At 72.4% G+C, this 26,332-nt stretch carries 24 protein-coding genes; 10 read left to right on the plus strand and 14 right to left on the minus strand.

Annotated features, from left to right (window positions below; all coding sequences use genetic code 11):
- Nucleotides 1-75: 75 nt before the first annotated feature.
- The 7 genes from araD to ACGFZN_RS06145 form a co-directional block, all read right to left on the minus strand.
- Complete coding sequence (araD, locus tag ACGFZN_RS06115; protein WP_393857292.1) at nt 76-1,788, minus strand: L-arabinonate dehydratase; 1,713 nt, start codon at nt 1,786-1,788, stop codon at nt 76-78.
- Entirely contained in the window at nt 1,785-2,696 is a 912-nt protein-coding gene (locus ACGFZN_RS06120; protein WP_393857293.1) for a dihydrodipicolinate synthase family protein, read from the minus strand. The genes araD and ACGFZN_RS06120 overlap by 4 nt, the downstream gene beginning before the upstream one ends.
- Entirely contained in the window at nt 2,693-3,358 is a 666-nt protein-coding gene (locus tag ACGFZN_RS06125) for a GntR family transcriptional regulator (protein WP_393857294.1), read from the minus strand. Before ACGFZN_RS06125 ends, ACGFZN_RS06120 begins: the two co-directional genes overlap by 4 nt.
- A gap of 132 nt (nt 3,359-3,490) precedes the next feature.
- On the minus strand, nt 3,491-4,243 hold the full coding sequence (locus tag ACGFZN_RS06130; protein WP_393857295.1) for an MBL fold metallo-hydrolase: 753 nt from the start codon (nt 4,241-4,243) through the stop codon (nt 3,491-3,493).
- A 98-nt stretch (nt 4,244-4,341) separates the two neighbouring features.
- Nucleotides 4,342-4,719 carry a hypothetical protein gene (locus ACGFZN_RS06135; protein ID WP_393857296.1) on the minus strand — a complete coding sequence of 126 codons (378 nt, stop codon included), beginning with the start codon at nt 4,717-4,719 and terminating at the stop codon, nt 4,342-4,344.
- A 68-nt stretch (nt 4,720-4,787) separates the two neighbouring features.
- A complete protein-coding gene (locus ACGFZN_RS06140; protein WP_393857297.1) occupies nt 4,788-5,393 on the minus strand; it encodes a TIGR03086 family metal-binding protein in 606 nt (201 codons plus the stop codon).
- A 3-nt stretch (nt 5,394-5,396) separates the two neighbouring features.
- Nucleotides 5,397-5,843: a DUF6010 family protein gene (locus tag ACGFZN_RS06145; protein ID WP_393857298.1), complete on the minus strand. Its 447-nt coding sequence runs from the start codon at nt 5,841-5,843 to the stop codon at nt 5,397-5,399.
- A 140-nt stretch (nt 5,844-5,983) separates the two neighbouring features.
- On the opposite strand from ACGFZN_RS06145, the gene ACGFZN_RS06150 reads away from it, so the two are divergent.
- Nucleotides 5,984-7,216 (plus strand): MFS transporter, encoded by a 1,233-nt coding sequence (locus ACGFZN_RS06150; RefSeq protein ID WP_393857299.1) that lies wholly within the window; start codon nt 5,984-5,986, stop codon nt 7,214-7,216.
- Here ACGFZN_RS06150 and ACGFZN_RS06155 read toward each other — a convergent pair.
- Complete coding sequence (locus ACGFZN_RS06155; RefSeq protein WP_393857300.1) at nt 7,153-8,316, minus strand: hypothetical protein; 1,164 nt, start codon at nt 8,314-8,316, stop codon at nt 7,153-7,155. The genes ACGFZN_RS06150 and ACGFZN_RS06155 overlap by 64 nt on opposite strands.
- A gap of 31 nt (nt 8,317-8,347) precedes the next feature.
- Nucleotides 8,348-9,289 carry a 5-dehydro-4-deoxyglucarate dehydratase gene (locus ACGFZN_RS06160; protein WP_393857301.1) on the minus strand — a complete coding sequence of 314 codons (942 nt, stop codon included), beginning with the start codon at nt 9,287-9,289 and terminating at the stop codon, nt 8,348-8,350.
- A 213-nt stretch (nt 9,290-9,502) separates the two neighbouring features.
- On the opposite strand from ACGFZN_RS06160, the gene ACGFZN_RS06165 reads away from it, so the two are divergent.
- From ACGFZN_RS06165 to ACGFZN_RS06195, 7 genes are all read left to right on the plus strand, one after another.
- Nucleotides 9,503-10,312 carry an NAD-dependent epimerase/dehydratase family protein gene (locus ACGFZN_RS06165; RefSeq protein ID WP_393857302.1) on the plus strand — a complete coding sequence of 270 codons (810 nt, stop codon included), beginning with the start codon at nt 9,503-9,505 and terminating at the stop codon, nt 10,310-10,312.
- 273 nt (nt 10,313-10,585) lie between these two features.
- Nucleotides 10,586-11,356: a DeoR/GlpR family DNA-binding transcription regulator gene (locus ACGFZN_RS06170; RefSeq protein ID WP_393857303.1), complete on the plus strand. Its 771-nt coding sequence runs from the start codon at nt 10,586-10,588 to the stop codon at nt 11,354-11,356.
- A 77-nt stretch (nt 11,357-11,433) separates the two neighbouring features.
- Nucleotides 11,434-12,801, plus strand: coding sequence for an ABC transporter substrate-binding protein (locus tag ACGFZN_RS06175; protein ID WP_393857304.1), 1,368 nt, complete (start codon nt 11,434-11,436; stop codon nt 12,799-12,801).
- Complete coding sequence (locus ACGFZN_RS06180; protein ID WP_393857305.1) at nt 12,798-13,733, plus strand: carbohydrate ABC transporter permease; 936 nt, start codon at nt 12,798-12,800, stop codon at nt 13,731-13,733. Before ACGFZN_RS06175 ends, ACGFZN_RS06180 begins: the two co-directional genes overlap by 4 nt.
- Entirely contained in the window at nt 13,730-14,557 is an 828-nt protein-coding gene (locus ACGFZN_RS06185) for a carbohydrate ABC transporter permease (RefSeq protein ID WP_393857306.1), read from the plus strand. Before ACGFZN_RS06180 ends, ACGFZN_RS06185 begins: the two co-directional genes overlap by 4 nt.
- Nucleotides 14,554-15,543: a zinc-dependent alcohol dehydrogenase family protein gene (locus ACGFZN_RS06190; RefSeq protein WP_393857307.1), complete on the plus strand. Its 990-nt coding sequence runs from the start codon at nt 14,554-14,556 to the stop codon at nt 15,541-15,543. Before ACGFZN_RS06185 ends, ACGFZN_RS06190 begins: the two co-directional genes overlap by 4 nt.
- Before the next feature lie 70 nt (nt 15,544-15,613).
- Nucleotides 15,614-16,882, plus strand: a complete 1,269-nt coding sequence (locus ACGFZN_RS06195) for a TerD family protein (protein ID WP_393857308.1) — start codon at nt 15,614-15,616, stop codon at nt 16,880-16,882.
- Between the two features lie 108 nt (nt 16,883-16,990).
- Here ACGFZN_RS06195 and ACGFZN_RS06200 read toward each other — a convergent pair whose 3' ends face one another.
- The 3 genes from ACGFZN_RS06200 to ACGFZN_RS06210 all read right to left on the minus strand — a co-directional run bounded on the left by ACGFZN_RS06200 (nt 16,991) and on the right by ACGFZN_RS06210 (nt 20,092).
- Nucleotides 16,991-18,115: a cellulose binding domain-containing protein gene (locus ACGFZN_RS06200; RefSeq protein ID WP_393857309.1), complete on the minus strand. Its 1,125-nt coding sequence runs from the start codon at nt 18,113-18,115 to the stop codon at nt 16,991-16,993.
- A gap of 239 nt (nt 18,116-18,354) precedes the next feature.
- Complete coding sequence (locus ACGFZN_RS06205; RefSeq protein ID WP_393857310.1) at nt 18,355-19,377, minus strand: LacI family DNA-binding transcriptional regulator; 1,023 nt, start codon at nt 19,375-19,377, stop codon at nt 18,355-18,357.
- 148 nt (nt 19,378-19,525) lie between these two features.
- The gene (locus ACGFZN_RS06210) at nt 19,526-20,092 is read right to left on the minus strand and encodes a TetR/AcrR family transcriptional regulator (protein ID WP_393857311.1); all 567 of its coding nucleotides are present in this window, start codon (nt 20,090-20,092) and stop codon (nt 19,526-19,528) included.
- Nucleotides 20,093-20,362: 270 nt separating this feature from the next.
- On the opposite strand from ACGFZN_RS06210, the gene ACGFZN_RS06215 reads away from it, so the two are divergent.
- Complete coding sequence (locus tag ACGFZN_RS06215; protein WP_393857312.1) at nt 20,363-20,842, plus strand: MFS transporter; 480 nt, start codon at nt 20,363-20,365, stop codon at nt 20,840-20,842.
- A 112-nt stretch (nt 20,843-20,954) separates the two neighbouring features.
- Here ACGFZN_RS06215 and ACGFZN_RS06220 read toward each other — a convergent pair whose 3' ends face one another.
- Nucleotides 20,955-22,397, minus strand: a complete 1,443-nt coding sequence (locus ACGFZN_RS06220) for an alkaline phosphatase PhoX (protein WP_393857313.1) — start codon at nt 22,395-22,397, stop codon at nt 20,955-20,957.
- Between the two features lie 414 nt (nt 22,398-22,811).
- Nucleotides 22,812-24,239: a hypothetical protein gene (locus tag ACGFZN_RS06225; RefSeq protein ID WP_393857314.1), complete on the minus strand. Its 1,428-nt coding sequence runs from the start codon at nt 24,237-24,239 to the stop codon at nt 22,812-22,814.
- Between the two features lie 266 nt (nt 24,240-24,505).
- Between ACGFZN_RS06225 and ACGFZN_RS06230 the strand changes: the two genes are divergently transcribed.
- The gene (locus ACGFZN_RS06230; RefSeq protein ID WP_393857315.1) at nt 24,506-26,332 is read left to right on the plus strand and encodes an endonuclease/exonuclease/phosphatase family protein; all 1,827 of its coding nucleotides are present in this window, start codon (nt 24,506-24,508) and stop codon (nt 26,330-26,332) included.

Raw genomic sequence — 26,332 nt, forward strand, 5'->3', positions numbered from 1 at the left:
TTTTGCAGCAGGGCACAGAAAGCGCTTGCTCGATACACACGGGTGAAGCGCTTTTCATCTCTCTCGATGCGGGGTTCAGCCGGCGTACGGGTCCGGCACGTGGCCCGGACGGGCCAGGAACTCGAAGTCGCAGCCGGTGTCGGCCTGGGTGATCTGGCCGTTGTAGAGGACTCCGTAGCCGCGCTCGTAGCGGGCGGGCGGCGGGGTCCACGCGGCGCGCCGGCGCGCCAGCTCCGCGTCGTCCACGTGGAGACGGAGGCTGCGGGCCTCGACGTCCAGGGTGATGAGGTCCCCGCTGCGCACGAGCGCCAGCGGGCCGCCGATGTACGACTCCGGGGCCACGTGCAGCACGCAGGCGCCGTAACTCGTGCCGCTCATCCGGGCGTCGGAGATCCGGACCATGTCCCGCACCCCCTGCTTCAGCAGATGGTCGGGGATGGGGAGCATGCCGTACTCGGGCATGCCGGGGCCGCCCTTGGGTCCGGCGTTGCGCAGGACCAGCACGCTGTCGGCGGTGATGCCGAGCCCGGGGTCGTTGATGGTGCGCTGCATGGTCCGGTAGTCGTCGAAGACGGCCGCCGGGCCGGTGTGCTTGAGCAGGTGCGGTTCGGCGGCGATGTGCTTGATGACCGCGCCGTCCGGGCAGAGGTTGCCGCGCAGCACCGCGACCCCGCCCTCGCTCGCCACCGGGTTGTCGCGGGGGCGGATGACGTCGTCGTCGTGCACCTGGGCGCCGTCCAGCTGCTCGCGCAGGGTGTCGTGCGCCACCGTCGGCCGGTCCAGGTGGAGCAGGTCGGTGATCCGGGACAGGAATCCGGGCAGGCCGCCTGCGAAGTGGAAGTCCTCCATCAGGTACTTCCGTCCGCCGGGGCGGACGTTGGCGAGGACGGGCACGGTGCGGGCGATGCGGTCGAAGTCGTCCAGGGTGAGCCGCACCCCGGCGCGGCCGGCCATGGCGATCAGATGGATCACGGCGTTCGTGGAGCCGCCGAGCCCGAGGACGGTGGTGACCGCGTCCTCGAAGGCCTCCCGGGTGAGGATCCGCGACAGCCTGCGGTCGTCGCGCACCAGCTCCACGGCCGTCATGCCGGCCCTGGCGGCCATCCGGTCGTGCCCGGAGTCGACGGCGGGGATGCTGGAGGCGCCCGGCACGGTCACCCCGAGGGCCTCGGCGGCGGCGGTCAGCGTGGACGCCGTGCCCATGGTCATGCAGTGTCCCGGGGAGCGCGCGAGCCCGCTCTCCAGCTCGGTCATCTCGCAGTCGCCGATGAGGCCCGCCCGCTTGTCGTCCCAGTACTTCCACATGTCCGTGCCGGATCCGAGCACCTCGCCGCGCCAGTGCCCGGGCAGCATGGGCCCGGCGGGCACGAAGACGGCGGGCAGGTCGGCGCTGGCCGCGCCCATCAGCAGGGCGGGCGTGGACTTGTCGCAGCCGCCCATCAGCACGGCCCCGTCGATCGGATAGGACCGCAGGAGTTCCTCGGTCTCCATCGCGAGCAGGTTGCGGTAGAGCATCGGGGTCGGCTTCTGGAAGGTCTCGCTCAGCGTGGAGACCGGGAACTCCAGCGGGAACCCGCCTGCCTGCCACACGCCCCGCTTGACCGCCTGGGCGCGGTCGCGCAGGTGGACGTGGCAGGGGTTGATGTCGGACCAGGTGTTGAGGATCGCGATGACCGGCTTGCCGAGGTGCTCCTCGGGGAGGTAGCCGAGCTGGCGGGTCCGGGCCCGGTGGCTGAACGACCGCAGGCCGTCGGTGCCGTACCACTGGTGGCTCCTCAGCGTTCTCATATGGACCACCCCGCGGCGATGGCGGCGACCTCGGCGCGCTCGTCCTCGGGCAGCGGCTTGCTGGGCGGGCGGACGTCCCGGCGGCACAGGCCCAGCGCGGCGAGGGCCTCCTTGACGACGGTGACGTTGTTCGCGGAGCCGTGGGCGGCGCGGAGTTCCTCGAAGCGGCGGATCTGCTCCCAGACCTTCATCGCGGCCGGGTAGTCGCCGGATCGCAGCGCCTCGATCATGTTCAGGGAGACGGCCGGGGCGACGTTCACGAGGCCGGAGGTGAAGCCGGTGGCGCCGGCCGAGAAGTAGGAGGGGGCGTACGGCTCGGCGAGGCCGGCGACCCAGGTGAACCGGTCCAGGCCGGCGTCGCGGGCGAAGGCGGCGAAGCGGGCGGCGTCCGGGACGGCGTACTTGACCCCGATGACGTTCGGGCAGTGGTCGGCGAGTTCGGCGAGCCGGGCGCCGGGCAGCCGGTCGTTGCGGATGTACGGCACCACGCCCAGCTCGGGCACCGACTCGGCGATGGCGCGGTGGTAGTCGACCCAGCCGGCCGCCGACACATAGGGGTGGACGGGCTGGTGGACCATGACCATCCCGGCGCCGAGGCCGCGCGCGTGCCGGGCGGAGGCCACGGCGGTGGGCACGTCGTGGCCGACGCCGACCAGCACCGCGGCCCGGTCGCCGGCCTCGTCGACGGTCGTCTCGGTGACCAGGCGGCGCTCTTCGGGGGTGAGGGCGTAGAACTCGCCGGTGTTGCCGTTCGGGGTGAGGGTGCGGATCCCGCCGTCGAGCAGGCGACGCAGCAGTGCCCGGAGGGCGGCGGTGTCGACGGAGCCGTCCCCGGCGAAGGGGGTCACCGGGATGGCCACCACGTCGGCCAGGGCCGTCCGCCCGGTCTCGAACGTCACGCTGCTCATGAAGGACCTTCCTGTGCGTGGGGGCCGGTGTCCGAGGGGAACGCGCGCTCCACGAAGGAGGCGATGTGGGCGTGCAGGGCGCTCGCGGCGCCGTCCGCGTCCCCGCCGAGCGCGAGCCGGAGGATCTCCCGGTGCTCGGCGGCCTCCCGCTCCCAGGAGGGGTCGGCGGCCCAGGCGACGGTGGAGACCAGGGCGGCCTGGTCCCGCACCTCGTCCAGCATCCGGCCGAGCAGCGGGTTGCCGCACGGCAGGTACAGGGCGCGGTGGAACTCCCGGTTCGCGAGGGAGCGTTCGGCGGTGTCGGTCGCGGCGTCGGCGCGGTGCAGCGCGTCGCGCGCGTCCTCCAGGGTGGCGCCCCGCCGGACGGCCCTGCGCAGCGCCTCCGGTTCCAGCAGCAGCCGCACGTCGTAGACCTCGCGTGCCATGTCCGCGTCCACCATGCGCACCGTGACGCCCTTGTACTGGTTCATCACGACGAGTCCGGTCCCTGCGAGCGTCTTCAGCGCCTCGCGCACGGGGGTCTTCGACACCCCGAACTGCGCGGCCAGTTCCGTCTCGACCAGCGCCTGGCCGGGCGTCAGCCGCCCGGTCAGGATGCGGTGTTTGATCGCGTCCAGCACGTACTGCGTGCGGGACGGGATCGGGGTGGGCACAGAGGTCATGCGGCCCTCTCGGATCTCACATATCGCGTCTCATATATGACGTACGAAGTACGACGCGGTTGAAGGTAGGAGGGGGCCCGGGTTTCGTCAATGCTTCTGACAGGAAACGCTTTCTGGGGTTCTGATCAGGCCTCAGCAGGTGTGGGTCTCGCCCTCCACGGCGGCGGCCGTGGGCCGGCCCGAGACCGCGGCGGCGCGGGCGGTGGCCGTCTCGCGGGTGAGCGTGGGGCCGACGTGGGTGACGAGCAGCCGGCGCACGCGCGCCTGGTGGGCGATGCGCCCGGCGTCCTCCGGGGTCAGGTGGACCTGTTCGCCTTCGCGATGGGCATCGAGGTCGGCCTCGCACAGGAACAGGTCGGCGCGCAGGGCGAGTTCGTCGAGGGCGGGGCACGGTCCGCTGTCTCCGGAGTACGCGAGGACGCTGCCCTGGCATTCGGCGCGCAGCCCGTACGCCTCGCCGTCGTGGGCGACGGCGCGCGCGGTGAGGCGGAGGTTCCAGTGCCGCACGTCGTGGCCGTCGTACAGGGGCCGGAAGTCGAAGACGTCCTTGAGGAAGTCCACGTCCGGCCGTCCGAGGAAGCCGGCCATGCGGCGGGCGCAGTCCTGCGGGGCGTACACCGGGACGGGTGCGGCCGGGGCCATCCCGCCGTGGGCGAACGCGTAGGCGGCCGCCAGCAGATCGGCGCTGTGGTCGGCGTGCAGATGGGAGATCCAGATCGCGGTGAGCCGCGCCGGATCGGTGTGCTGCTGCAATGCGGCGAACGTGCCAGGCCCGGCGTCCACCCACACCTCGGCGCCCCCGCCGGCGAGCAGGTATCCGGAGCAGGGCCGGCCGGGGCCGGGGTGCGGGGACGCGGTGCCGAGGACGGTGAGCGTGAGAGGCATGGGGGGAGATTACGGCCCCGGGCGGCGCCGCCGTCGCCCGACCGGACAAGCGGAACCGGGACTTTCGGCGACCGGGACTTTCGGCGGCCGGGCCCCGCTCAGGGTGCGGGCAGGGTGAACACCAGGAACAGCACCCCGACGGGCGGCACCAGTGCGAGTGCCGCGATCCAGGCGCGCGTCCCGGCCCAGCGGCGCTTCCAGGGCAGGGCCCAGGCCGTGGCCAGGGCGACGAGGCCCAGGGGGCCGCCGAAAAGAAGCAGGCCGAAGATCCAGGACAGGGCGGTGTTCAGCGCGGCCGAGCAGTCGTCGGGGCCGCAGCTGTCCGTCGCCATCACGGACAACCCGGCCAGCGCGACGGCGGCCGGACCGAGCACGCCCATGAGGACGGTGGCGATCACCGGCGCGACCCAGGCCCGGGGGTCCCGCTCACCCCGGTCGGCCGGCCCCGGGAACGGTGCGATGCGCTGTGTCGTCATGCGAGCAGTGAACCGGCGCGGACAGGGCCGCCGCACCGGTGCACGTACTCAGATCGGCCCCTGCCCTCCTACTCGGTCGGGGACGTACCCGGCCGGGGACGCCACTGCGGGTCCCGGCCGCTCAGCCCCACCGCCCGTTCCAGCGGCGGCGCGTCCTGCGGCACCGGGACGACCGGGCCGAAGAGGCCGCCGCCGCGGTGCGGGTCCTCCGCGGCCGCGAGCAGGAAGCGGTGGGCGGCGTCCAGGGCGGCGGGGTCGGGGGCGTAGGGCCGGCCGAGGGCGCGGGCCAGGTCCCAGCCGTGGACGACCAGTTCGTCGGCGACGACGGCGCCGGCGAGGTCACCGGGCAGCTCCACCCCGCCCGCGCGGGTCATGCCGGTCCAGGCGTCCGGATCGCGCCAGGCGTCGGCCAGTTCGTCCAGGGCCTTGGGCAGCTCGGCCCGCCAGCCGGGGCCGATGTCCGGTACGGCGGCGTCCGGGCTGGTGTCGGTCCCCGCGCCGAGATCCTTGCGGGCGGCGTCCCGGAAGGCCACCGAGAGCATGTGGAGGTGGCCCAGCAGATGCCGCACCGCGTACTGCGGGCACGGGGTGGGGGCGGCCAGCCGGTCGTCGGTGACGGACTCGGCGAGCCGCGCCAGGATCCGGGTCTGCGGGCCGAGGTCGAGCATCGTCATGGCTCACTCCTTCACGATCGCGCTCCTGTTCCGCAGGGAGGACCGGCCGGCGCCGCGGAACTCATCGGTCCCCCGCCGCCGCGCCCACGGCGAGCGGCCGCCGCCGAGGCACCAGAGCGCGATCACCGGGTCGCACAGCGCGCAGCCGAAGGAGGAGTCGTGCGCGAACGGGACGATGGGGTGGCCCTTGAGGTGGTGCACGACGTCCCAGGCCGTGTGCAGCAGCCAGCCGGCGCCGGTCCAGGCCCAGGAGTCCAGGCCCTTGTAGGCGACGACGGTGGCCACCGCGGTGAACGCGAACTCCCAGCCGCCGAGCCCGCCGCCGCTGAGATAGGCGGCGCCCGCGCCGGCCACCATGACCGCGTTGAAGCGGCGCCGGTGCGGCTCCGGTATCAGGGACATCAGCAGGACGTAGACGAGACCGATCACGATCGGGGCGAGGTAGCGCATGCGGACGACCGTATGCAGCGGCCACCGCGCGCCCCAGGCACATTACTGACAGGTTCCGACGGATTGTCGCCGCCGCGCGCCGCCGGATAAGGCACCTTACCGATCCGCGCCCGCCCCCCTCAGATCCACGATGAGCGGGCATGAAGACTTCCTGGACCCTGCTCCGTGTGCTGCGCGACCGCAACGCGGGGCTGTATCTGGCGGCGGTGGTGGTGTCGGGCTTCGGCAACTCCGCGCTGTTCCTGGCCTCGGGCGTGTGGGTGAAGGACCTCACCGGGTCCGACGGCCTGGCCGCGCTGTGCATGCTCGCCATGTGGGCCCCCACCCTGGCCGGCCCGCTCCTCGGCACGATCGCCGACCGTGTGCGGCGGGCTCGGCTGCTGGTGGGCCTGAACGCGGCCCTGGCGGCCCTGCTGCCCACCCTGTGCACCGTGCGCTCCGCAAGCGGCCTGTGGCTGCTCTTCGCGGTGCTGCTGGCCTACGGCGCCGCGGAGGTCGTGCACGACGCGGCCGAGTCGGCGCTGGTGACCGCGGCGGTCGGCGCGGAGCGGCTCGGGGACTTCAACGGGCTGCGCATGGCCGTCACGGAGGGCATGAAGCTCGTCGCCCCGCTGACCGGCGCCGGCCTCTACACGGCCTTCGGCGGGCCGGCCGTCGCCTGCCTGGACGCGGTCACCTTCGCGGTCGCCGCCGTGCTGTACGCCCTGCTCAGGGTGGACGAGGAACCCCCGGTCCGGGCGGGCGGCAGCTGGCGCGAGGAGACCGCGGAGGGCGCGCGGCACCTGTGGGGGCATCCCCTGCTGCGCCCGCTGGTCCGGGCGGCCGGGGCGACCATGCTCCTCGCCTCCCTCGGCAGCACGACGCTGTACGCCGTCGTCGACCGGCTCGGCCACTCCCCCGCCTACACGGGCGTGCTCTACGCCGTCCAGGGCGCCGGTTCGGTGGCGGCCGGGCTGTTCTCGGGGGCCGCGCTGCGCCGGCTGGGCGCGCGCCGGTTCGCGGCGGCGGGGATCGTGCTGACGGCGCTGTCGGTGGCCGCGCGTGCCGTGCCCGCGGACGCGGTGGCGCTCGCGGCGTCCCTGGCGGGCGGCCTCGGGCTGCCCTGTGTGCTCGTCGCGGCGTTCACCGCCGTGCAGCAGGAGACGCCCGGCCCGCTGCTGGGCCGGGCGACGGCCACCGCCGGCACCCTGGTCTTCACGCCCAACGTGATCGGCCTGGGCGCGGGCGCGGGCCTGATCGAACTCGCCTCCCCCGTCCTGCTGCTGCCGCTGTACGCCGTGGCCCTGCTGCTGACGGCGGCCTCGCTGGCTCAGCGCGCCGACAGCGCCTCGCGCACCGCGGCGAGGTCGCCGTCCGACGCCAACCCGGCGTGATAGAGCCGCAGTTCCGTCGCGCCCCCGGCACGCGCGCGTGCCGCGTCCGCGGCGAGCGTGCCGGGGCTGCCGCCCATGCCGGAGACGACGGTGAGGTTGGCGGCCAGCACCGTCCGCCGCCGGGCCTGCTCGGCGAAGGGCGCCAGCAGGGCCGTACCCCCCGTGCAGGGCACCACCACGCCGTCGGCGGCGGCCAGGACGCGGGCCGGGTCGACGCCGGCGTTGGCGCCGCAGTGGTGGGAGACCGGGTCGGCGTGCAGCAGGACCTGGAAGCCCGCGGGCGCGGCGGCGCGTACGGCGGCGACGGCCTCCTCCTGGAGGGTGCCGGCGACCTCGTCGCGCCACGCGCGCGTGCGGGCCGCGGTGTCCTCGCCGAGCAGCTTCACGACCGTCGGCCAGCCCTCGTCGTCCGCCGCTCCCCGCCACAGCGGCTCCAGCGCGGCCCGCACCGAAGCCGCCAACTCGTCGGCGTCGAGGCCTTCTTCGCCGTACCCGGCGCGGCAGGACGGGCAGAAGCACAGGGACATCAGGTACTGCCCGGCCTCGCCGAGGGCGACCCCGGAGGTCTTGTCGTGGGCGTGCAGGTGCTGCAGCCCGTACCAGCCGAGGGACTCCAGTTCGGTGCCGTGCGCGCCGGGGCGTACGGCGGCCTCGGCGGCCAGGTCGACCAGGTACGCGCGCGTGGCGGGCTGGGCGATGCAGGGCGCCCACGGGTAGCGGTCGCCGTAGGCGTTGACCACCGAGGTGTCCGGGTGCTCGGCGCCCATGCGGGAGTTGTGGGCGAGCACCACCCAGGTGTGCACCTCCAGGCCGGCCGCGGCGAGGGCGCGCGCCGCCTCGCCGTAGGCGTCGCCGGGTGCCCAGCGGCCGGCGCGGTACGGCCGCAGTCCCCGGCCCGCCCACCGGCCGCCCGGCGGGTAGAGGACGGCCGCGTACTCGGCGGTGACGATGCGGTGGCGGGGGTGGCGGGGCGTCAGGGCGCGGGTGGAGTGGTAGGCGGCGGCGAGGGTGACCTGTTCCACGCCGAGCCCGGCGATGCGCGCGGGGGCCGCGGGGTCCCCGTTGACGTCCCAGGGGTAGACGAACGCCGACGCCTTCACGCGGCCTCCCGCGCGCCGCACGGACCTTCGCTCACGCGTCCTCCTCCAGCAGCTCGTGGCCCCGCTCGATGAGCCGGGCGAGTTGTTTGACGTGGTCCTCCGCCGGCTCGTGCAGCGGGGGCCGGACCTCGCCGACGTCCAGGCCGCGCAGCCGTACGCCGGCCTTGACGAGCGAGACGGCGTAGCCGCGGCCCTGGGCGCGCAGTTCCACGAACGGGCGGTAGAAGCCGTCCAGCAGGCGTCGCACGGTCGCCGTGTCGCCCGTCTCCAGCGCCCGGAAGTACGCGAGGGCGATCTCGGGGGCGAAGCAGAAGACGGCCGAGGAGTACAGGGGGACGCCGAGGGCGCGGTAGGCGAGCTGGGTCTGCTCGGCGGTGGGCAGGCCGTTGAAGTACAGGAAGTCGCCGGGGGCCTCGGTGCGCTGGGCGCTGATGATCCGCTGCATCAGGTCCAGGTCGCCGAGGCCGTCCTTGAGGCCGGCGATCCCGTCGGTGCGGGCGAGTTCCACCACCGTCGGCGGGGTGAACACGGCGTTGTCGCGCTGGTAGACGATCACCGGCAGCGCGGTGGCCGCGGCGAGCTCCCGGTAGTGCCGCAGCAGCCCCTCCTGGCCGGCGAGGACGAGGTACGGCGGCATGGCGAGGAGGCCGTCGGCGCCGGCCCGTTCGGCGAGCCCGGCGTAGCGTACGGCGAGCGCGGTGCCGTAGCCGGCGCCCGCGACCACCGGGACCCGTCCCCCGGCCGCCTCCACGGCCACCCGGACGCAGGCCTCGAACTCCTCCGGCAGCAGCGCGTGGAACTCCCCGGTGCCGCAGCAGGCGAACACGGCGGCGGCGCCGGCGTCGATGCCACTGCGGACATGGGCGCGGTAGGCGTCGAGGCCGACGGAGCCGTCGGGGCCGTAGGCCGTGACGGGGAAGAAGAGCGGCCCGCGCGGTTCGCTGAGCCGTTCGGTGAGAGGGGCTGGCGTCACGGACTCTCCCTTGGGACACGCCGGTGCATGTCTCTGATTCATGTCCATATTCCTGAACGCGACCACGCTACGGGGCCTTTTCACCGCAGGTCAAGCAGTCGAACTCGCAACTCCGGGCGCGAATTCACGGAGATCACGCGACACTTGACGGGGCACGTCGAGAGTCCCTAGCGTGTCCACGTATGTGAATATCGGCCACAAGGAGAACCGAGGATGCCCGCTCCCCGCACCGTTCTGCTCACCGGCGCCGCCGGCGGCCTCGGCACCCTGATGCGGGCCCTGCTGCCCGAGTACGGCTACACGCTCCGCCTGTTCGACGTGCGCCCCGTCGAGGGCGAGCCGGACGCGATCACCGCCGACCTGGCGGACACGGCGGCGGTGCGCGAGGCCGTGCGGGGCGTCGACGCGGTCCTGCATCTCGCGGGCATCTCCCTGGAGGCCCCCTTCGAGAAGATCCTGAAGTCGAACATCGAGGGCACCTACCACCTCTACGAGGCCGCCCGTCAGGAGGGCGTGCCCCGGATCGTCTTCGCCTCCTCCAACCACGCCGTCGGCTTCACCCCGGCCCCGCGCCCGGGCGAGCCGCCGATCCCGGTCGACACCCCGCGCCGCCCGGACACCTTCTACGGCCTGTCCAAGTCCTTCGGCGAGGACCTCGCCCAGCTGTACTGGGACAAGCACGGCCTGGAGACGGTCTCGGTGCGCATCGGCTCCTGCTTCCCGGAGCCGACCAGCGTGCGCATGCTCTCGATCTGGATGAGCCCGGCCGACGGCGCCCGCCTCTTCCACGCGGCCCTGACCGCGGAGAACGTCGGCCACACGGTCGTCTACGGCTCCTCCGCCAACACCCGGCTGTGGTGGGACCTGACCAGCGCGCGGGCGCTCGGCTACGAGCCGCAGGACGACTCCGAGCCGTACGCCGGGAAGCTGATCGCCGAGCAGGGCGGGCTGGACCCGCGGAACCCGGCGCACAGCCGCCTCGGCGGGCACTTCGTGACCGACCCGCCGATCTGGCCGTACTGAGCCCGCCGGAGGCTCCGCACGACGGAAAACGATCGCTCCTGCGCACGGGCGGGCACCGAACGGGCCCGCCCGTCGGCGTGTCCGGGCATCGGAGGTGCCCGTTCCCGCACGGCCGGACACGGCCGCGCAGGTCCGCGCCGGGCACCGCCTTCGGTGAACGGACACAAACGGGCAGTATCGGGCCCCCGACAGACCTGGTCACCGCGGCGCACCCGCTGTAGAACTTCCCCCGTGAAGCCCGAACGGGCAGTTCCGCGGAAGGTGGGTGACGACATGGGCGCAAGGACGGCGGAAGAACGCCAGCGCGAGATCGTGCGGGCCGCGCGCGCCACCGGCTCGGTCGACGTCACCGCGCTCGCCGTCGAGCTGGGCGTGGCCAAGGAGACCATCCGGCGCGACCTGCGCGCCCTGGAGGACCACGGGCTGGTCCGCCGGACGCACGGCGGCGCCTACCCGGTGGAGAGCGCGGGCTTCGAGACGACGCTCGCCTTCCGCGCCACCAGCCACGTGCCCGAGAAGCGCCGGATCGCGGCCGCCGCGGCCGAACTGGTCGGCGACGCCGAGACGGTCTTCGTGGACGAGGGCTTCACCCCGCAGCTCATCGCCGAGGCCCTGCCCACCGACCGGCCGCTGACCGTGGTCACCGCCTCCCTGCCGGTCGCGGGCGCCCTGGCCGAGGCCGGGAACACCCAGGTGCTGCTCCTCGGCGGCCGGGTCCGGGCGGGCACGCTGGCCACCGTGGACCACTGGACGACGAAGATGCTCGCCGGCTTCGTCATCGACCTCGCCTACATCGGCGCCAACGGCATCTCCCGCGAGCACGGCCTGACCACCCCCGACCCGGCGGTCAGCGAGGTCAAGGCGCAGGCGATGCGGGCCGCGCGCCGGACCGTCTTCGTGGGCGTGCACACCAAGTTCGGCGCGGTCAGCTTCTGCCGGTTCGCCGAGGTCGGCGCGCTGGAGACGATCGTGACGAGCACCCAGCTCCCGGCCGCCGAGGCCCACCGCTACTCCCTGCTGGGCCCGCAGGTCATCCGGGTCTGAAAGTCAACTCACTCCCCCTGCGGGCGCCTCATGCCCTCCAAGCGCCCGTTATATCCCGATACCTCCAGGAGCGATCCATGCGAACCCAGAGCCGACGGAGGCCGCGAGCCACGCTCGCCATGGCCGCCGCAGGGACGCTGCTCGCCCCGCTGCTCTCCGGCTGCTGGGTCGGCGCGGGCGGGACCGGCGGTGGCGACTCCATCAACGTCCTGATGGTCAACAACCCCCAGATGACCGAGTTGCAGAAGCTGACCGCCGCGCACTTCACCAAGGAGACCGGCATCAAGGTCAACTTCACGGTCCTGCCCGAGAACGACGTCCGCGACAAGATCAGCCAGGACTTCGCCAACCAGGCGGGCCAGTACGACGTGGCGACCCTGAGCAACTACGAGATACCGATCTACGCCCGCAACGGCTGGCTGCACGAGATGAACTCGTACGTCGCCAAGGACCCGTCGTACGACGAGAAGGACGTGCTGGCCCCCATGCGCCAGTCCCTGACCGCCACCGACGGCAAGCTCTACGGCCAGCCCTTCTACGGCGAGTCGTCCTTCCTGATGTACCGCAAGGACGTGTTCGCGGCGAAGCACCTGACCATGCCCGCCCACCCCACCTGGCAGCAGGTCGCCGACCTCGCGGCCCAGGTGGACGGCGCCAAGCCCGGCATGAAGGGGATCTGCCTGCGCGGCCTGCCCGGCTGGGGCGAGATGATGGCGCCGCTGACGACCGTGGTGAACACCTTCGGCGGAACCTGGTTCGACAAGGGCTGGAAGGCCCGCCTGGACTCCCCCGAGTTCGAGAAGGCGACGAAGTTCTATGTCGACCTGGTACGCAAGCACGGTGAGTCCGGCGCCGCCCAGTCCGGCTTCGCCGAGTGCCTCAACGACATGACCCAGGGCAAGGTCGCCATGTGGTACGACGCCACCTCCGCGGCCGGCCTGCTGGAGGCGAAAGGCTCCCCCGTCAAGGGCAAGCTCGGCTACGCCCCCGCCCCCGTGGAGAAGACCCCGTCCTCCGGCTGGCTCTACACCTGGGCCTGGGGCATCCAGAAGGCCTCCCGCAACCCCGACAAGGCCTGGAAGTTCGTCTCCTGGGCGTCCGGCAAGGGCTACGAGCAGCTGGTCGGCGAGACCAGCGGCTGGGCGAACGTCCCGGCGGGCAAGCGGGCGTCGACGTACAGCAACCCCGAGTACCGCGCGTCGGCCGCCGCCTTCCAGGACATGACGAAGCAGGCCATCGAGAGCGCCCGGCCCACCGACCCCGGGGTGCAGCCGCGCCCCGCGCCCGGCATCCAGTTCGTCGACATCCCCGAGTTCACCGACCTCGGCACCAAGGTCTCCCAGGAGATCAGCGCGGCCGTCGCCGGACGCCAGTCCGTCGAGTCGGCCCTGAAGAAGTCCCAGAAGCTCGCCGAGAAGATCTCCAAGGAGTACGAGGGACGATGACCGCGACCGCAGCACCCCTCGCCACGGCGCCGGCACGCGCCGCGCGGCGGCCCTCCGCCCGCCTGCGCGCCTGGGCCACCCGCGCCCCCCTCATGCCCGCCCTGGTCTTCCTGATCGTGGTGACCCAGCTGCCGTTCGTGGCCACGCTGGTGATCTCCTTCTTCGACTGGAACGCCCTCTACCCCAAGGCCCGCCGCTTCACCGGCCTCGACAACTACCGCCAGGTGCTCACCGACGCGGACCTGCGCCACTCGGTCTGGACGACCGTCCTGCTCACCGTGACGGTGGTGCTGGCCAGCCTCGTCCTCGGCCTCGCGCTGGCGCTGCTGCTGGACCGCAGGTTCCGCGGCCGGGGCGTCGTCCGCACCCTGCTCATCGCGCCGTTCCTCGTCGTCCCGGTGGCCGCCGCCCTGCTCTGGAAGCATGTGCTCTACAACCCTGAATACGGCCTGCTCAACGGGTTGTTGCACTATGTGGGCGGCCCCCAGCCGGACTGGATCTCCAACACCCCGCTGCTCGCCGTCGAGGCCTCCCTGGTGTGGCAGTGGACGCCGTTCATGATGCTGATCCTGCTCGCCGGACTGCAGAGCCGGGACCACGAGCAGATCGAGGCCGCGCGGGTGGACGGTGCGAACGACTGGCAGGTCTTCCGCCATCTGACCCTGCCGCACCTGCGCCGCTACCTCGAACTCGGCGCCCTGCTGGGCTCGATCTACATCGTGCAGAACTTCGACGCGGTGTTCACCATCACGTCCGGCGGCCTCGGCACCGCCAACCTGCCCTACACCGTCTACCAGACCTTCTACCAGGCCCACGAGAACGGCCTCGCCTCGGCCGCCGGCGTCCTGGTGGTCATCGGCTCGATCATCATCGCGACCTTCGCCCTGCGCGTGGTGTCGTCCCTGTTCCGCGAGGAGGTGTCCCGCGCATGAACGCCGCACTGCGCCGCAACGGGCTGGGGCTGCTGGCCTGGCTGGTCGGCATCGCGTTCTTCCTGCCCATCGCCTGGATGGCGCTGACGTCCTTCCACTCCGAGGCCGACGCGGCCACCAACCCGCCGTCCTTCGCCGCGTCGCTCACCCTCGACGGCTACCGCGAGTTCTTCGGGGCGGGCGGCGGCGCCAGCCCCTGGCCGGCGCTGATCAACTCCACCGTGGCCTCGGTCGTCTCGACGCTGTGCGTGCTGCTCCTGGCGCTGCCGGCCGCCTACGCGCTGTCGATCCGCCGGGTGCGCAAGTGGACGGACGTGCTGTTCTTCTTCCTGTCCACCAAGATGCTGCCGGTGGTGGCCGGCCTGCTGCCGGTCTACCTGTTCGCGAAGAACACCGGGATGCTCGACAACATCTGGCTCCTGGTCATCCTCTACACCTCCATGAACCTGCCGATCGCGGTGTGGATGATGCAGTCGTTCCTCGCCGAGGTCCCCGTCGCCGTGATCGAGGCGGCGCAGATCGACGGCGCCCGGCTGCCGACGATCCTCACGCGCGTGGTCACCCCGATCGCTCTGCCCGGGATCGCCGCCACGGCCCTGATCTGCTTCATCTTCAGCTGGAACGAGCTGCTGTTCGCCCGGGTCCTCACGGGCGTGGTCGCCGAGACCGCCCCCGTCTTCCTGACCGGCTTCATCACCAGCCAGGGCCTGTTCCTGGCCAAGGTGTGCGCCGCGTCGCTCGTCATCTCCCTGCCGGTGCTCGCCGCGGGGTTCGCCGCCCAGGACAAGCTGGTCCAGGGCCTGTCGTTGGGAGCCGTGAAATGAAGGCCGCCGTCATCGAGTCCGTGGGCCGCGCCGTCGTCACCGAGGTCCCGGACCCGACGCCGGGACCCCGGGAGGTCGTCGTCGAGGTCGCCGCCTGCGGCCTGTGCGGCACCGACCTGCACATCCTCCAGGGCGAGTTCGCACCCAAGCTGCCGATCGTCCCCGGGCACGAGTTCGCGGGCGAGGTCGTCGGCGTCGGCAGCCAGGTCACCGAGGTCGCGGTCGGCGACCGGGTGGCCGTGGACCCCTCCCTGTACTGCTACGAGTGCCGCTACTGCCGTACCGGCCACAACAACCTGTGCGAGCGCTGGGCCGCCATCGGCGTGACCACGGCGGGCGGGGCGGCGCGGTACGCGGTGGCCCCCGTGGCCAACTGCGTGAAGCTGCCCGAGCACGTGCGCACCGAGGACGCGGCCCTGGTGGAGCCGCTGTCCTGCGCGGTGCGCGGCTACGACGTCCTCAACTCCCGCCTCGGCGCGCACGTGCTGATCTACGGGTCCGGGACCATGGGCCTGATGATGCTGGAACTGGCCAAGCGGACCGGTGCGGCGAGCGTGGACGTGGTCGACGTGAACCCGGCGCGGCTGGAGACGGCCCGGCGGCTCGGCGTGTCGGCCTCGGCGGCGAACGCGGACGAACTGGACCGCCCGCAGGGCTGGGACGTGGTCGTGGACGCGACCGGCAACGCGGCGGCGATCCAGGACGGCCTGGGCCGGGTGGCCAAGGCGGGCACGTTCCTGCAGTTCGGCGTGGCCGACTACGCCACCCGGGTGACGATCGACCCGTACCGGATCTACAACCAGGAGATCACCATCACCGGCTCCATGGCGGTGCTGCACAGCTTCGAGCGGGCGGCGGAGCTGTTCGCGAACGGGGTGCTCGACCCCGAGGTGTTCATCAGCGACCGGATCCCGCTGGACCGGTACCCGCAGGCGCTGGAGCAGTTCGCCGCGGGGGTGGGGCGCAAGATCGTGGTGGTGCCTTAGGCCGTTCGGCGGGTTTCCGCTGGTAAGGGAACGGTAAAGCGGCGTCGTTCGTTCACCCGGCATGACAGCTATGACCCCTGGCTCGAACATCCCTCTGTCGGCCGCCCGTGTCACGGTGGACGTGTCCGCGCCCGTGCGGCTCGACGTGTCGGGCCTGCTGCTCACGGCCGACGGCAAGGTGCGCTCGGACGACGACTTCATCTTCTACAACCAGCCGGTGGGACCAGGCGTGAACTACGCGTCCGGCGGCGGTGCGGCCCCCGACGCGATCACGGTCGACACCGCCGCCGTCCCGCCGGACATCGAGAAGATCGTGGTCACGGCCAGCCCGGACGCCGCCGGCCAGACCTTCCAGGGCATCGAGCCGACGGCCACGATCCGCGACGCGGACGCCGGCTCGGTGCTGGGCACGTTCACCCCGCCGCGGCTCGGCACCGAGACCGCGCTGATCGTGGTGGAGATCTACCGCAGGGGCGGCGCCTGGAAGGCCCGGGCGGTCGGCCAGGGGTACGCCGACGGGCTGGCCGGCATCGCCACGGACTTCGGCGTGACGGTGGAGGAACCGGCCGCCTCGTCGGCGCCGCCGCAGCCGGCCGCACCGCCGGCACCCCTTGTGGCGCCGCCCCAGCCGGCCGCCCCCTCGGCACCGCCGGCGGCCCCTCCCGCCGCTCCGCCGCCGCCCGCGATGCAGACCCCGGTGACCCCGCCCGCCCCGCCGGTGTCGGCCCCCGCGGCCCCGCCCGCCCCCGCTCCGGGAGCCGGGAAGGTCAACCTCGACAAGGGCCGGGTCAGCCTCCGGAAGAACCAGACCGTCTCCCTGATCAAGGGCGGCCTTCCGCTGCTCTCCCAGGTCAGGATGGGGCTCGGCTGGGAGCCCGCGTTCCGGGGCGCGGACATCGACCTGGACGCCTCGGTGATCGCCTACGGCCCGCAGCGCAACCACATCGACAGCTGCTACTTCGGCAAGCTGACGATCCTGAACGGCGCGATCAGACACTCCGGTGACAACCTCACCGGAGAGGGTGCGGGTGACGACGAGGTGATCACGGTCGACCTGGGCCGTCTCTCCCAGGACGTCACGGGCCTGGTCTTCACGGTGAACTCCTTCTCCGGACAGAAGTTCACGGAGGTCGCCAAGGCCTACTGCCGTCTGCTGGACGGCACCACCGGCGAGGAACTGGTCCGCTTCGACCTCACCCACGCCGAGCCCCAGACCGGCGTGCTGATGGCCAAGCTCGTCCGCCAGTACTCCGGCGAGTGGGACATGACGGCACTGGGCGACTTCGTCAAGGCGCGCACGGTGCGGAACATGGTGGACCCGGGGGCACGGGCACTGTAGGCCTCGGAGGCGGGAGGAGCGGGGCGCATCGCCGGGCCGTGGACGATGAGGGCCCCTCCCGCCCGGGGACGGTGCCACCCGGGCGGGAGGGGACGAGGCGGGCGTGCGTCACGCGACGGTGCAGGCGGTGCCGTTCAAGGTGAAGGCGGCGGGCTTGGCGAAGGTGCCGGAGTAGGTGCCCTGGAATCCGAAGGACGTCTGACCGCCGGGCGCGAGCTGCCCGTTGTAGGAGAGGCTGGCCGCGGTGACCGCCCCCGAGGACGGGGACACGGTGGCGCCCCAGGCGCTGGTGATCTGCTGGCCGGAGGGCAGCGTGAACCCGGCCTTCCAGCCGTTGACCGTCGTGCTGCCGGTGTTGGCCACGGTCACGTCGGCGGTGAAGCCGCCGCTCCAGACGTTCGTCGCGTACGTCACCTTGCAGGCCGAGGTGCCGGGGTCGGTCGGGGTGGTGCCGCCGGTGTTGACCGTCGACGAGAACGACGACACCGCGAGGCCGGCGCCGTTCTGCCAGGGCTCGAAGCCGGCCTGAACGCTCGTCAGGTACCAGCTGTTCTGGGCCAGTCCGCGGGAGACCGCCTGGCGCACGAAGTCCATGACGTCGAAGGACCAGCTGGTGATGGCCGACGGGGCGACGAACGACAGCACGTCGTTGGAGCCGTTGTTGCCGGACCACACCTGCCACTGGCGCCCGGCGACGGTGGCGGTGCCGACCTGCGAGCCGACCGGCTGGACGGAGCCGACGTGGTTGAACCAGACCATGATCTCGGTCTTGTTCACGCCGTCCTTGCGGGCGGTCGGGTCGAGCCAGATGTCGTACGCCGCGTCGTACACGGCGTTGCTCACGTACGTGTACGAGATCGACGTCGGAGCGCTGGAGATGCCGCTGAGCTGCGCGGGGAGGTTGGTGCCCGGTGAGCAGTTGGTGTAGTGGCAGCCGTTGTAGATCGACGGGTACGACTTCGGCGCCCCGTTCGTGGGCACCGAGCCGTCGGCCTGGGTGAGGCGGAAGCCGGAGTCGGTGGCGGTGATGCACTGGGTGTCGCTGGTGCCCCAGCGGTTGTTCTGGACGACGTAGCGGCCCTGGATCGTGGTCGAGCCGAACTGGTCGCAGATCGTGGTGTCGGCCTGTGCGGCCGAGGCGGTGGTCAGGAGCGCCGCCAGGGCGGCGAGGACGGTGAGCAGCGCCGCGAACAGGGCACTGGCTCCACGGACATGGTGCTGTGACGTGCGCATGCGGGTCCTCTCCGAAGGGACGGGGAAGTGGTCGCGGGAGCGCTCCCGATTCCATACGAATGGGAGCGCTCCCATTCCCTCGGTTCGGTGGGACTGTAGGGAGCAGTGCATGTCCCTGACAAGACCCTGACAAGACGTGCGACGGGAACGCTTCGATGCGTTTTCGAAAGCCGAGGTCAGCACTCCACGACTGGGAGCGCTCCCGAATTTTTTACCCGCCGGGCCCGATCCAGGGCCCCTCAGGCCGACTCGCGCACCACCAGTTCCGTGCGCAGGATGACGTGCCGCCAGGCCAGGGAGGGTTCCTCGATCTCCTCCAGGAGCAGCCGGACCATGGCCCGGCCGATCTCCTCCAGCGGCTGCCGCACCGTCGTCAGCGGCGGCACCGTCTGCTGCGCCAGCGGGAAGTCGTCGAAACCGACCACGGCCACGTCCTCGGGCACCCGCCGCCCCGCCGCCCGCAGTGCCTGCAGCGCACCGGCCGCCGTGGTGTCCGACGCGGCGAGCACCCCGTCGATCTCCGGGTGCCGCTCGATGAGCCGCTCCATCGCCAGCCGCCCGCTCTCCTGTGTGAAGTCGCCCTCGGCGATCCAGGACGGCTTGCCCCGCAGCCCGGCCGTCTCCAGCGCCTCGTGGTAGCCGCGCAGCCGGCACTGGGCGACGTACATGTCGGACGGCCCGGTGATGGTGGCGATCGCCGTCCGGCCGCGTTCCAGCAGGTGGGAGACGGCGCTGCGGGCGCCGCCGACGTTGTCGGCGTCGACGTAGCTGACGTACTCGTCGCCGGAGCGGCGCCCGAGCAGCACGGTGGGCACCCGAGCCTCGGCGAGCATGTCGGGCAGCGGATCGCCGGCGTGCACGGACATCAGCAGCACCCCGTCCACCCGGCCCCCGCGCGCGTACTCGAGCAGGCGCCGCCGCTCGGCGCCGGACCGCACCAGCGTCAGCAGCAGCTGGATCCCCGTGTCGGCCAGCACGTCCCCGAGCGAGCTGACGATCTCGGAGAAGAAGGGCTCGGCGAACTGCCGCCAGTCCGGCTCGGTCATCACCAGCGCCACCGCGTCGGCCCTGCTCCCGGCCAGGGAACGGGCCGCCAGATTGGGCACGTAGCCCAGTTCCGCGATGGCCTGCTGCACGGCACGACGGGTCGACTCCTTCACGCCCGCCGCGTTGTTGATGACGCGGGAGACGGTGCCCCGCCCCACTCCGGCGCGAGCCGCCACCTCCTCCAGCGTCGGCGTGCCAGGGCGTCGCCTGCCCATGACCACCTCCCCCCACGAGATCCCCGATCTTACGGCCCGGCCGCCGCGCCGCACACGGCCCCGCCCCGGCGGGCACCGCCCTTCCGGCTCCCGGGAGCCTCGGCTCCCCGAGCACGACCGGCGGCGAGCGAAGACAGAAAATCCGGGGCTAGCCCCGCAGCCCCTCCACCAGCAGGGTCAGATACCGCCGGATCTCCCGCCCCTGCTCGTTCGCGAGTTCGGATGCCGTGGCGACCCCGTGGGCGAGCCGCAGCACGTCGATCGGCTCGACGTCGGCCCGCAGCGCCCCCTCCGCCCGCGCCGCCTCCACCAGCCTCGCGGCCGCGCCCTTCACCGTCGTCCCGCACGCCGTCAGCGTGGCCGAGCTGCCGTCCGCGACCGCCGAACCCAGCAGCGCCTTCATGCCCCGCACCTGGATCGTGGCGACGCACAGCTCGTTCAGCCACTCCATCAGCGCCTCGCCGGGCGGCAGTTGCTCCGCCAGCGCCTCCGCCCGCGCCCCCAGCGCCTCGATGCGGTCCACGTACGCCGCCTCCAGCAGCGCCTGCCGGGTCGGGAAGTGGCGGTAGAGCGTGCCGGAGCCGACGCCCGCCCGCTTGGCGATGTCGTCGAGTGACGCCTTCTCCCCATGCTCGGCGAAGGCTTCCGCCGCCACCTTCAGCAACCGCTCGTAGTTGCGCCGAGCGTCCGCGCGCATGGGCCTGACCTGCGTCATCCAGTAACTCCTTGCAAAGCGGGGACCCTCTCCGTATTTTACCGTGCACTAAACGGGGACACTCCCCGCTTAATGCCGTGGTACTTCCGTGGGCAGCTCACCCATGCCTCGACTCTGCCGTACGCCGCCTCACCCCTGCCCACCGGTGCCGCGCAACCCGGGGACGCCCAGACCGGGAGACCGCCATGTCCACCCCGTCCACCCCGTCCACACCGGCCGCCACGGGTGCTGCACTACAGCCCGTTCCGCGCCGGGTGCGCCTTCCTGCCCATGACCCTCGTGATGTTCACGACCGTGCGGCTGGTGCCGCGCCTGCTGGCCCGCTTCGGCGTCAAGCCGGTGCTGCTGACCGGAATGACGCTGATCGCCGCGGGCACCGGCTGGCTGTGGCGGCTCGGGACCGGGGACGGCTACCTCGCCGGGCTGCTGGGCCCGCTCCTGCTGCTGGGTCTGGGCGTGGGCCTGAGTTTCATGCCGCTGAACGCGACGATCCTGTCCGCCGTGGAGCCGGGCGAGGCGGGCGCGGCCTCGGGACTGCTGCAGACGCTGCAGTGGCTCGGCGGCACGGTCGGGCTGTCCGTGCTGGTCACGGTGTACGGCACGGCCACCCGGTACGCGACCGGCGATCCGGCGCGGATCCTCGTCCACGGGGCGTCGCGCGCCTTCGGCTTCGGTTCGCTGATCGCGCTGGCCGCGCCGGCGGTGGCGGCGTCCGTGCTCACCGGCGGCAGAACCGGGACCGCCCGCTAGCCCGCGCGGCCTTCCGGCGGCCCGCAACGGCGGACACCGCCTCAGCCGCTCCCCATCGCAGTCGTTCCCCGCCTCACGGGCGAGGCGGGGAACGGCTCGGCGGTCCCGGTGCCTACTTCTTCTGCCGCTTCCACGGCCCGGTGATGGCGAGCATGATGCCGGGCGTCTGGATGTTGGCGAACAGGGTCCTGCCGTCGGGCGAGAAGGTGACACCGGTGAACTCGCTGTACTCCGGCTCCGCTTCGGTGCCGACGTTGAGCTCGTTGCGGGCGATCGGGTAGGTGCGGCCGCTCTCCGTGGCGCCGAACAGATGCTGGACGCCCTCGCCGTCCTCGGCGATGACGAGGCCGCCGTACGGGGAGACGGTGATGTTGTCCGGGCCGTCGAAGGCGCCGTCCTTCGCCGGGTCGGGGTTCACGCCGAGCAGCACCTTCAGGGTGAGGGTGCGGCGCCCCGGGTCGTAGAACCACACCTGGCCGTCGTGCTGGACGGGGCTCTCCTCGCGGGCGTAGGAGGAGACGATGTAGGCGCCGCCGTCGCCCCACCACATGCCCTCCAGCTTGCGGGCGCGGGTGACCCGGCCGTCGGCGAACTGCTTGCGGGTGGAGACCTGCTGGGCGTCGCGGTCGGGGACGTCCACCCAGTCGACGCCGTAGACGGTGCCGGTCCTGGTGGCGCGGGACAGGTCGTCCACGAACTTCCCGCCCGAGTCGAAGCACTTGAAGGCCTGGAGCACACCGGCGTCGTCGGCGAGGGTGCGCAGCTTGCCGCGGCCGTGCCGGAAGCCCTCCGGCGGGGTCCAGCGGTAGAGCAGGCCGTTGGGGCCGGCCGCGTCCTCGGTGAGGTAGGCGTGCCCGCGCTTGGGGTCGATGACGACCGCCTCGTGGGCGTAACGGCCGAAGGCCTTGACCGGCTTGGGGTCGCGGTTGGCCCGGCGGTCCTCGGGGTCGACCTCGAAGACGTAGCCGTGGTCCTTGGTCATGCCGTTCTGGCCGGCCTTGTCCTCGGTCTCCTCGCACGTCAGCCAGGTGCCCCAGGGGGTGGCGCCGCCCGCGCAGTTGGTGGAGGTGCCGGCGATGCCGACCCACTCGGCGACCTGGTCGCGGCGCACCTCGACGACCGTGCAGCCACCGGAGGCGGCGGGGTCGTAGACGAGGCCCTCGGTGAGCGGCACGGGGTACGCCCAGTTGGCGCGCGGGCCCTTCAGCTCGTGGTTGTTGACGAGGAGGGTGGCGCCCCGCGGGCCGGCGAAGGTTGCGGTGCCGTCGTGGTTGGACGGCGTGAACTCGCCGGATTCCAGCCTGGTCCTGCCGCTGTAGGTGATGATCTCGTAGCTGAAGCCCGCGGGCAGGGCGAGGATGCCGTTCGGGTCGGGGACCAGGGGGCCGTAGCCGACGCCGTGTCCGCCGTGCGCCGACTCCGCCCCGGCGCCGTCGGCGTCCGTCGCGGCGAGGGCGTTCGGTGCGGTGGCGAGGGCGCCGACGCTGCCCGCCAGGGCGATCCCGGCGCCGGTGATCGCGGAGGTTCTGGCGAAGTCCCTGCGGGTGAGCGACATGGTGTGTCTCCTACAGACGGTGGGAGTGCCGTGGAGGGTGGCGGACCTCGGTTCGGCGCACACGCTCCCGCCACACCTTGAACGGGAGTTGAACAGCGGGCTGCTTCCAAGGCCCTTGTTCAAGAATCCGTATGGCACACCCCATGGCCACCCCAAGGGCCACTCGCCGCGACGACACGCGGCCGCACCGCCGAGAGAAGACCGGCCGTACGGCGACTCGCTCGATCACACCGCCGCGAAGAAGCCGGCCGCGTCGCGGGGGCGCCCGATCACACCGCCGAGAAAAGACCGGCGACCACGCGGCACCCGATCACACCGTGCAGAACAAACCGGCCCCACCGCGCGGCACCCGCCGCACCGCCGAGAAGAGACCGGCCGTACCACCGGCAACGAACCGGCCCTACCGCGACGCCCTCAGACCCCCTGCTGCGACCGAGCCTTGAAGGCGGCCTTCCGTGCCTCCTTGGCCACCTTCTTGTCCGGGTGCAGCCGTCCCATCGCCTCCAGCACGTCGGCCGTGGCCGGGTGCTCCACCCGCCACGCGGCGGTGAAGAACCCGCTGTGCTGCGCGGCCAGCCCCTCCACCAGCGCCTGCAGCTCCTCCGAGTTGCCCTCGGCGGCCAGTTGCGCGGCCAGCGTGTCGACGGTCAGCCAGAACACCATCTCCTCGGACGGCGCCGGCACCCCGGGCATCCCCCGCTCGCTCAGCCAGACGCGGGCCAGGCCGCCCAGTTCGGGATCGTCCAGCACCTCCCGCAACGCGGGCTCGGCCTCGGCGCCGACCAGGGACAGGGCCTGCTGGCAGCGCAGCCTGCGCAGCGGCGCGCCCGCGTCCGCACCCCGGGCGGCGGCGAGCAACTCCCGCGCGGCGGCCAGCGGTTCGCGCCGGTCGAGCCACTGCTCGGTCTCGGCCCGCGCCGCGGCCTGACCGAATCCGGCGATGCCGTCGAGCAGCGCGTCCGCGCCCTTGTCGGCGAGTTCGCCGACGGCCGGCGCCGCGAACCCGGCGTCCAGCAGCCGCGCCCGCAGCCCGTACACGCCGAGCGGGGTGAGGCGCACCATGCCGTACCGCGTGACGTCGGCGTCGTCCAGCGACGCGGCCGGCTCCTCCTCCGGGTCGGCCATCAGCGCCTCGTCCACCGGCCGGTACTCCACGAGACCGACCGGCTCCAGCATCCGGAACTGGTCGTCCAGGCGCATCATCGCGTCGGAGACCTGTTCGAGGACGGCGTCGGTGGGCTCGCCGGGGCCGTCGGGGACGATCACCGAGGCGGCGAGGGCGGGCAGCGGGACCGGTCCGTCGCCGGGGCCGCCCTCACTCACCGTCAGCAGATACAGGTTGCCGAGGACGCCGTCGAGGAACGCGGCCTCCGCGTCCGGGTCCCAGCCGAGTGACGAGAAATCGACCGTGCCGCCCTCGGCCAGGGCGTCGGCCAGGCCGTCCAGATCGGGCACGCTCGCGTCGGCGAGGACGGTCTCCAGCGCGGTGAGCCACACGGAGAGCACGTCGGCCGGGGAGCCGCCGGTGAGCAGCTTCAGCTCCTCGCCCGCCCGGACCGTGCCGGCCTCCTCGTCCACGATCTCGACCAGCCCCGTGTCCAGGGCGACCCGCCAGGCCTCGCCGGCGTCCGCGACGGCGTCGTCACCGCTCAGTCCGAGCAGTTCGGCGGCGGCCGGAAGCTGCTCCTCGACCAGTACGCCGCCGGCGTCCACGCGGGTGCCGGGTCCGGCCCACCGGGCGAGGCGGGCGGCACGGGAGAGCAGCGGCGTGGACAGCGCGGCGCGGGCCAGCTCCGCTTCGGAGTGCAGCCGTACGGGCGGCAGGGGGGAGCTGTCTGACATCGGCTGGATCTCCTCGGAGCGTGAAACGGGCTCAGCCGCTCAGCCTAGACGGATTTGGCCCCATGCCGCCCGGTTCATCTCCCCGTCAGCGGCCGTACATGGCCGAAACCTTGACAACTCCCCGGCGCAGGCAGGAGATTGACGCGCGTAGAAGTTGGGGGGACGACTGTTCACTCGGCTCTACGCGTGTCACGGAGGGCTACGACCCCCACACGCACCCGTACCACCCTCGTCCCGGCGCATCGTCACGTCCCCGGAGGGATCCCTTGCCGAGCAGGTCTTCCGCGCGCCTCGCCGCGCTCACCGTCGCCGCCGTCTGCAGCGCGGCGTCCGCCGTCGCCCTCACCTCGCCCGCGCACGCCGACGCGGTGCGCATCCACGACATCCAGGGCACGACCCGAATATCGCCGTTCGCCGGGCAGAAGGTGACGGACGTGCCCGGCATCGTCACGGCCACGCGCACCTACGGCTCCTCCAGAGGTTTCTGGCTCCAGGACCCGAACCCGGACGACAACCCGGCCACCAGCGAGGGCGTCTTCGTCTTCACCAGCTCCACGCCCAAGGTCGCGGTCGGCGACTCGGTGACGGTGACCGGCACGGTCTCCGAGTACGTCCCGGGGGGCGCCTCCACCGGCAACCAGTCCCTCACCGAGATCACCAAGCCGGTGATCACCACGGTCTCCACCGGCAACCCGGTCCCGGCGCCGGTCGTGATCGACGAGAACTCCGTGCCGGACGCGTACACCCCGCAGGGCGACCCCGCGGCCGGCGGCTCGATCAACAACCTCCCGCTGGACCCGTCGAAGTACGCCCTGGACTACTACGAGTCCCTGGAGGGCATGAACGTCCAGGTCGCCGACACGCGCGTGGTCACCGCCACCGACCCCTACAGCGAGCTGTGGGTCACGGTGAAGCCGCACGAGGACGCCAACCGCCGCGGCGGCACGGTCTACGGCTCCTACGACTCCCAGAACACCGGCCGCCTCCAGATCCAGTCGCTGGGCTCCACCGCCGACTTCCCGAAGGCGAACGTCGGCGACACCCTGGAGGGCGCCACCACCGGCCCGCTCGACTTCAACCAGTACGGCGGTTACACCCTCCTCGCGAGCAAGCTCGGCACGCTGCAGAGCGCCGGCCTGGAGCGCGAGACGACGGAGAAGCAGTCGGGCCGCGAGCTGGCGGTGGCGACCTACAACGTCGAGAACCTCGACCCCTCGGACTCCACGTTCGCCCAGCACGCGTCCGCGATCGTGAACAACCTGCAGTCGCCGGACATCGTGTCCCTGGAGGAGATCCAGGACGACAACGGCGCCACGGACGACGGCACGGTCGACGCGAGCGTCACCGTGAACAAGCTGATCGACGCGATCGTCGCGGCGGGCGGCCCGAAGTACGACTGGCGCTCCATCGACCCGGTCAACGACCAGGACGGCGGCGAGCCGGGCGGCAACATCCGCCAGGTGTTCCTGTTCAACCCGGAGCGGGTGTCCTTCGTGGACCGCGCGGGCGGCGACTCCACCACCGCGGTCGGCGTCACCAAGGAGAACGGCAAGGCCGGGCTGACGGTCTCCCCGGGCCGCATCGACCCGGCGAACGCCGCCTGGAAGGACAGCCGCAAGCCGCTCGCCGGCCAGTTCGTCTTCCGCGGCAAGACCGTCTTCGTGATCGCCAACCACCTGGTCTCCAAGGGCGGCGACCAGGGCCTGACCTCCCAGTACCAGCCGCCGACGCGCAGCTCGGAGATCCAGCGCCACGCGCAGGCCACCGAGGTGAACGCGTTCGTCAAGGACATCCTCAAGGTCCAGAAGAACGCGAACGTCATCGCGCTGGGCGACATGAACGACTTCGAGTTCTCCGAGACCGCGCAGCTCCTCGAGGGCGACGGCGAGCTGTGGTCGGCGATCAAGTCGCTGCCGAAGAGCGAGCGTTACACCTACGACTACCAGGGCAACGAGCAGGTCCTGGACCAGATCCTGATCAGCCCGGCGATCCGGCGCGGCTGCGACTTCGAGTACGACAGCGTGCACATCAACTCGGAGTTCAACGACCAGATCAGCGACCACGACCCGCAGGTGCTGCGCTTCCGTCCGTGA

This window comes from Streptomyces sp. NPDC048192 (genome assembly GCF_043202415.1).
Lineage (GTDB): Bacteria > Actinomycetota > Actinomycetes > Streptomycetales > Streptomycetaceae > Streptomyces.

Coding starts and splice junctions, on each gene's coding strand:
- araD (WP_393857292.1), bottom strand. CDS start 1,788: ATGAGAACGCTGAGGAGCCACCAGTGGTACGGCACCGACGGCCTGCGG.
- ACGFZN_RS06120 (WP_393857293.1), bottom strand. CDS start 2,696: ATGAGCAGCGTGACGTTCGAGACCGGGCGGACGGCCCTGGCCGACGTG.
- ACGFZN_RS06125 (WP_393857294.1), bottom strand. CDS start 3,358: ATGACCTCTGTGCCCACCCCGATCCCGTCCCGCACGCAGTACGTGCTG.
- ACGFZN_RS06130 (WP_393857295.1), bottom strand. CDS start 4,243: ATGCCTCTCACGCTCACCGTCCTCGGCACCGCGTCCCCGCACCCCGGC.
- ACGFZN_RS06135 (WP_393857296.1), bottom strand. CDS start 4,719: ATGACGACACAGCGCATCGCACCGTTCCCGGGGCCGGCCGACCGGGGT.
- ACGFZN_RS06140 (WP_393857297.1), bottom strand. CDS start 5,393: ATGACGATGCTCGACCTCGGCCCGCAGACCCGGATCCTGGCGCGGCTC.
- ACGFZN_RS06145 (WP_393857298.1), bottom strand. CDS start 5,843: ATGCGCTACCTCGCCCCGATCGTGATCGGTCTCGTCTACGTCCTGCTG.
- ACGFZN_RS06150 (WP_393857299.1), top strand. CDS start 5,984: ATGAAGACTTCCTGGACCCTGCTCCGTGTGCTGCGCGACCGCAACGCG.
- ACGFZN_RS06165 (WP_393857302.1), top strand. CDS start 9,503: ATGCCCGCTCCCCGCACCGTTCTGCTCACCGGCGCCGCCGGCGGCCTC.
- ACGFZN_RS06170 (WP_393857303.1), top strand. CDS start 10,586: ATGGGCGCAAGGACGGCGGAAGAACGCCAGCGCGAGATCGTGCGGGCC.
- ACGFZN_RS06175 (WP_393857304.1), top strand. CDS start 11,434: ATGCGAACCCAGAGCCGACGGAGGCCGCGAGCCACGCTCGCCATGGCC.
- ACGFZN_RS06180 (WP_393857305.1), top strand. CDS start 12,798: ATGACCGCGACCGCAGCACCCCTCGCCACGGCGCCGGCACGCGCCGCG.
- ACGFZN_RS06185 (WP_393857306.1), top strand. CDS start 13,730: ATGAACGCCGCACTGCGCCGCAACGGGCTGGGGCTGCTGGCCTGGCTG.
- ACGFZN_RS06190 (WP_393857307.1), top strand. CDS start 14,554: ATGAAGGCCGCCGTCATCGAGTCCGTGGGCCGCGCCGTCGTCACCGAG.
- ACGFZN_RS06195 (WP_393857308.1), top strand. CDS start 15,614: ATGACCCCTGGCTCGAACATCCCTCTGTCGGCCGCCCGTGTCACGGTG.
- ACGFZN_RS06200 (WP_393857309.1), bottom strand. CDS start 18,115: ATGCGCACGTCACAGCACCATGTCCGTGGAGCCAGTGCCCTGTTCGCG.
- ACGFZN_RS06205 (WP_393857310.1), bottom strand. CDS start 19,377: ATGGGCAGGCGACGCCCTGGCACGCCGACGCTGGAGGAGGTGGCGGCT.
- ACGFZN_RS06210 (WP_393857311.1), bottom strand. CDS start 20,092: ATGACGCAGGTCAGGCCCATGCGCGCGGACGCTCGGCGCAACTACGAG.
- ACGFZN_RS06215 (WP_393857312.1), top strand. CDS start 20,363: ATGACCCTCGTGATGTTCACGACCGTGCGGCTGGTGCCGCGCCTGCTG.
- ACGFZN_RS06220 (WP_393857313.1), bottom strand. CDS start 22,397: ATGTCGCTCACCCGCAGGGACTTCGCCAGAACCTCCGCGATCACCGGC.
- ACGFZN_RS06225 (WP_393857314.1), bottom strand. CDS start 24,239: ATGTCAGACAGCTCCCCCCTGCCGCCCGTACGGCTGCACTCCGAAGCG.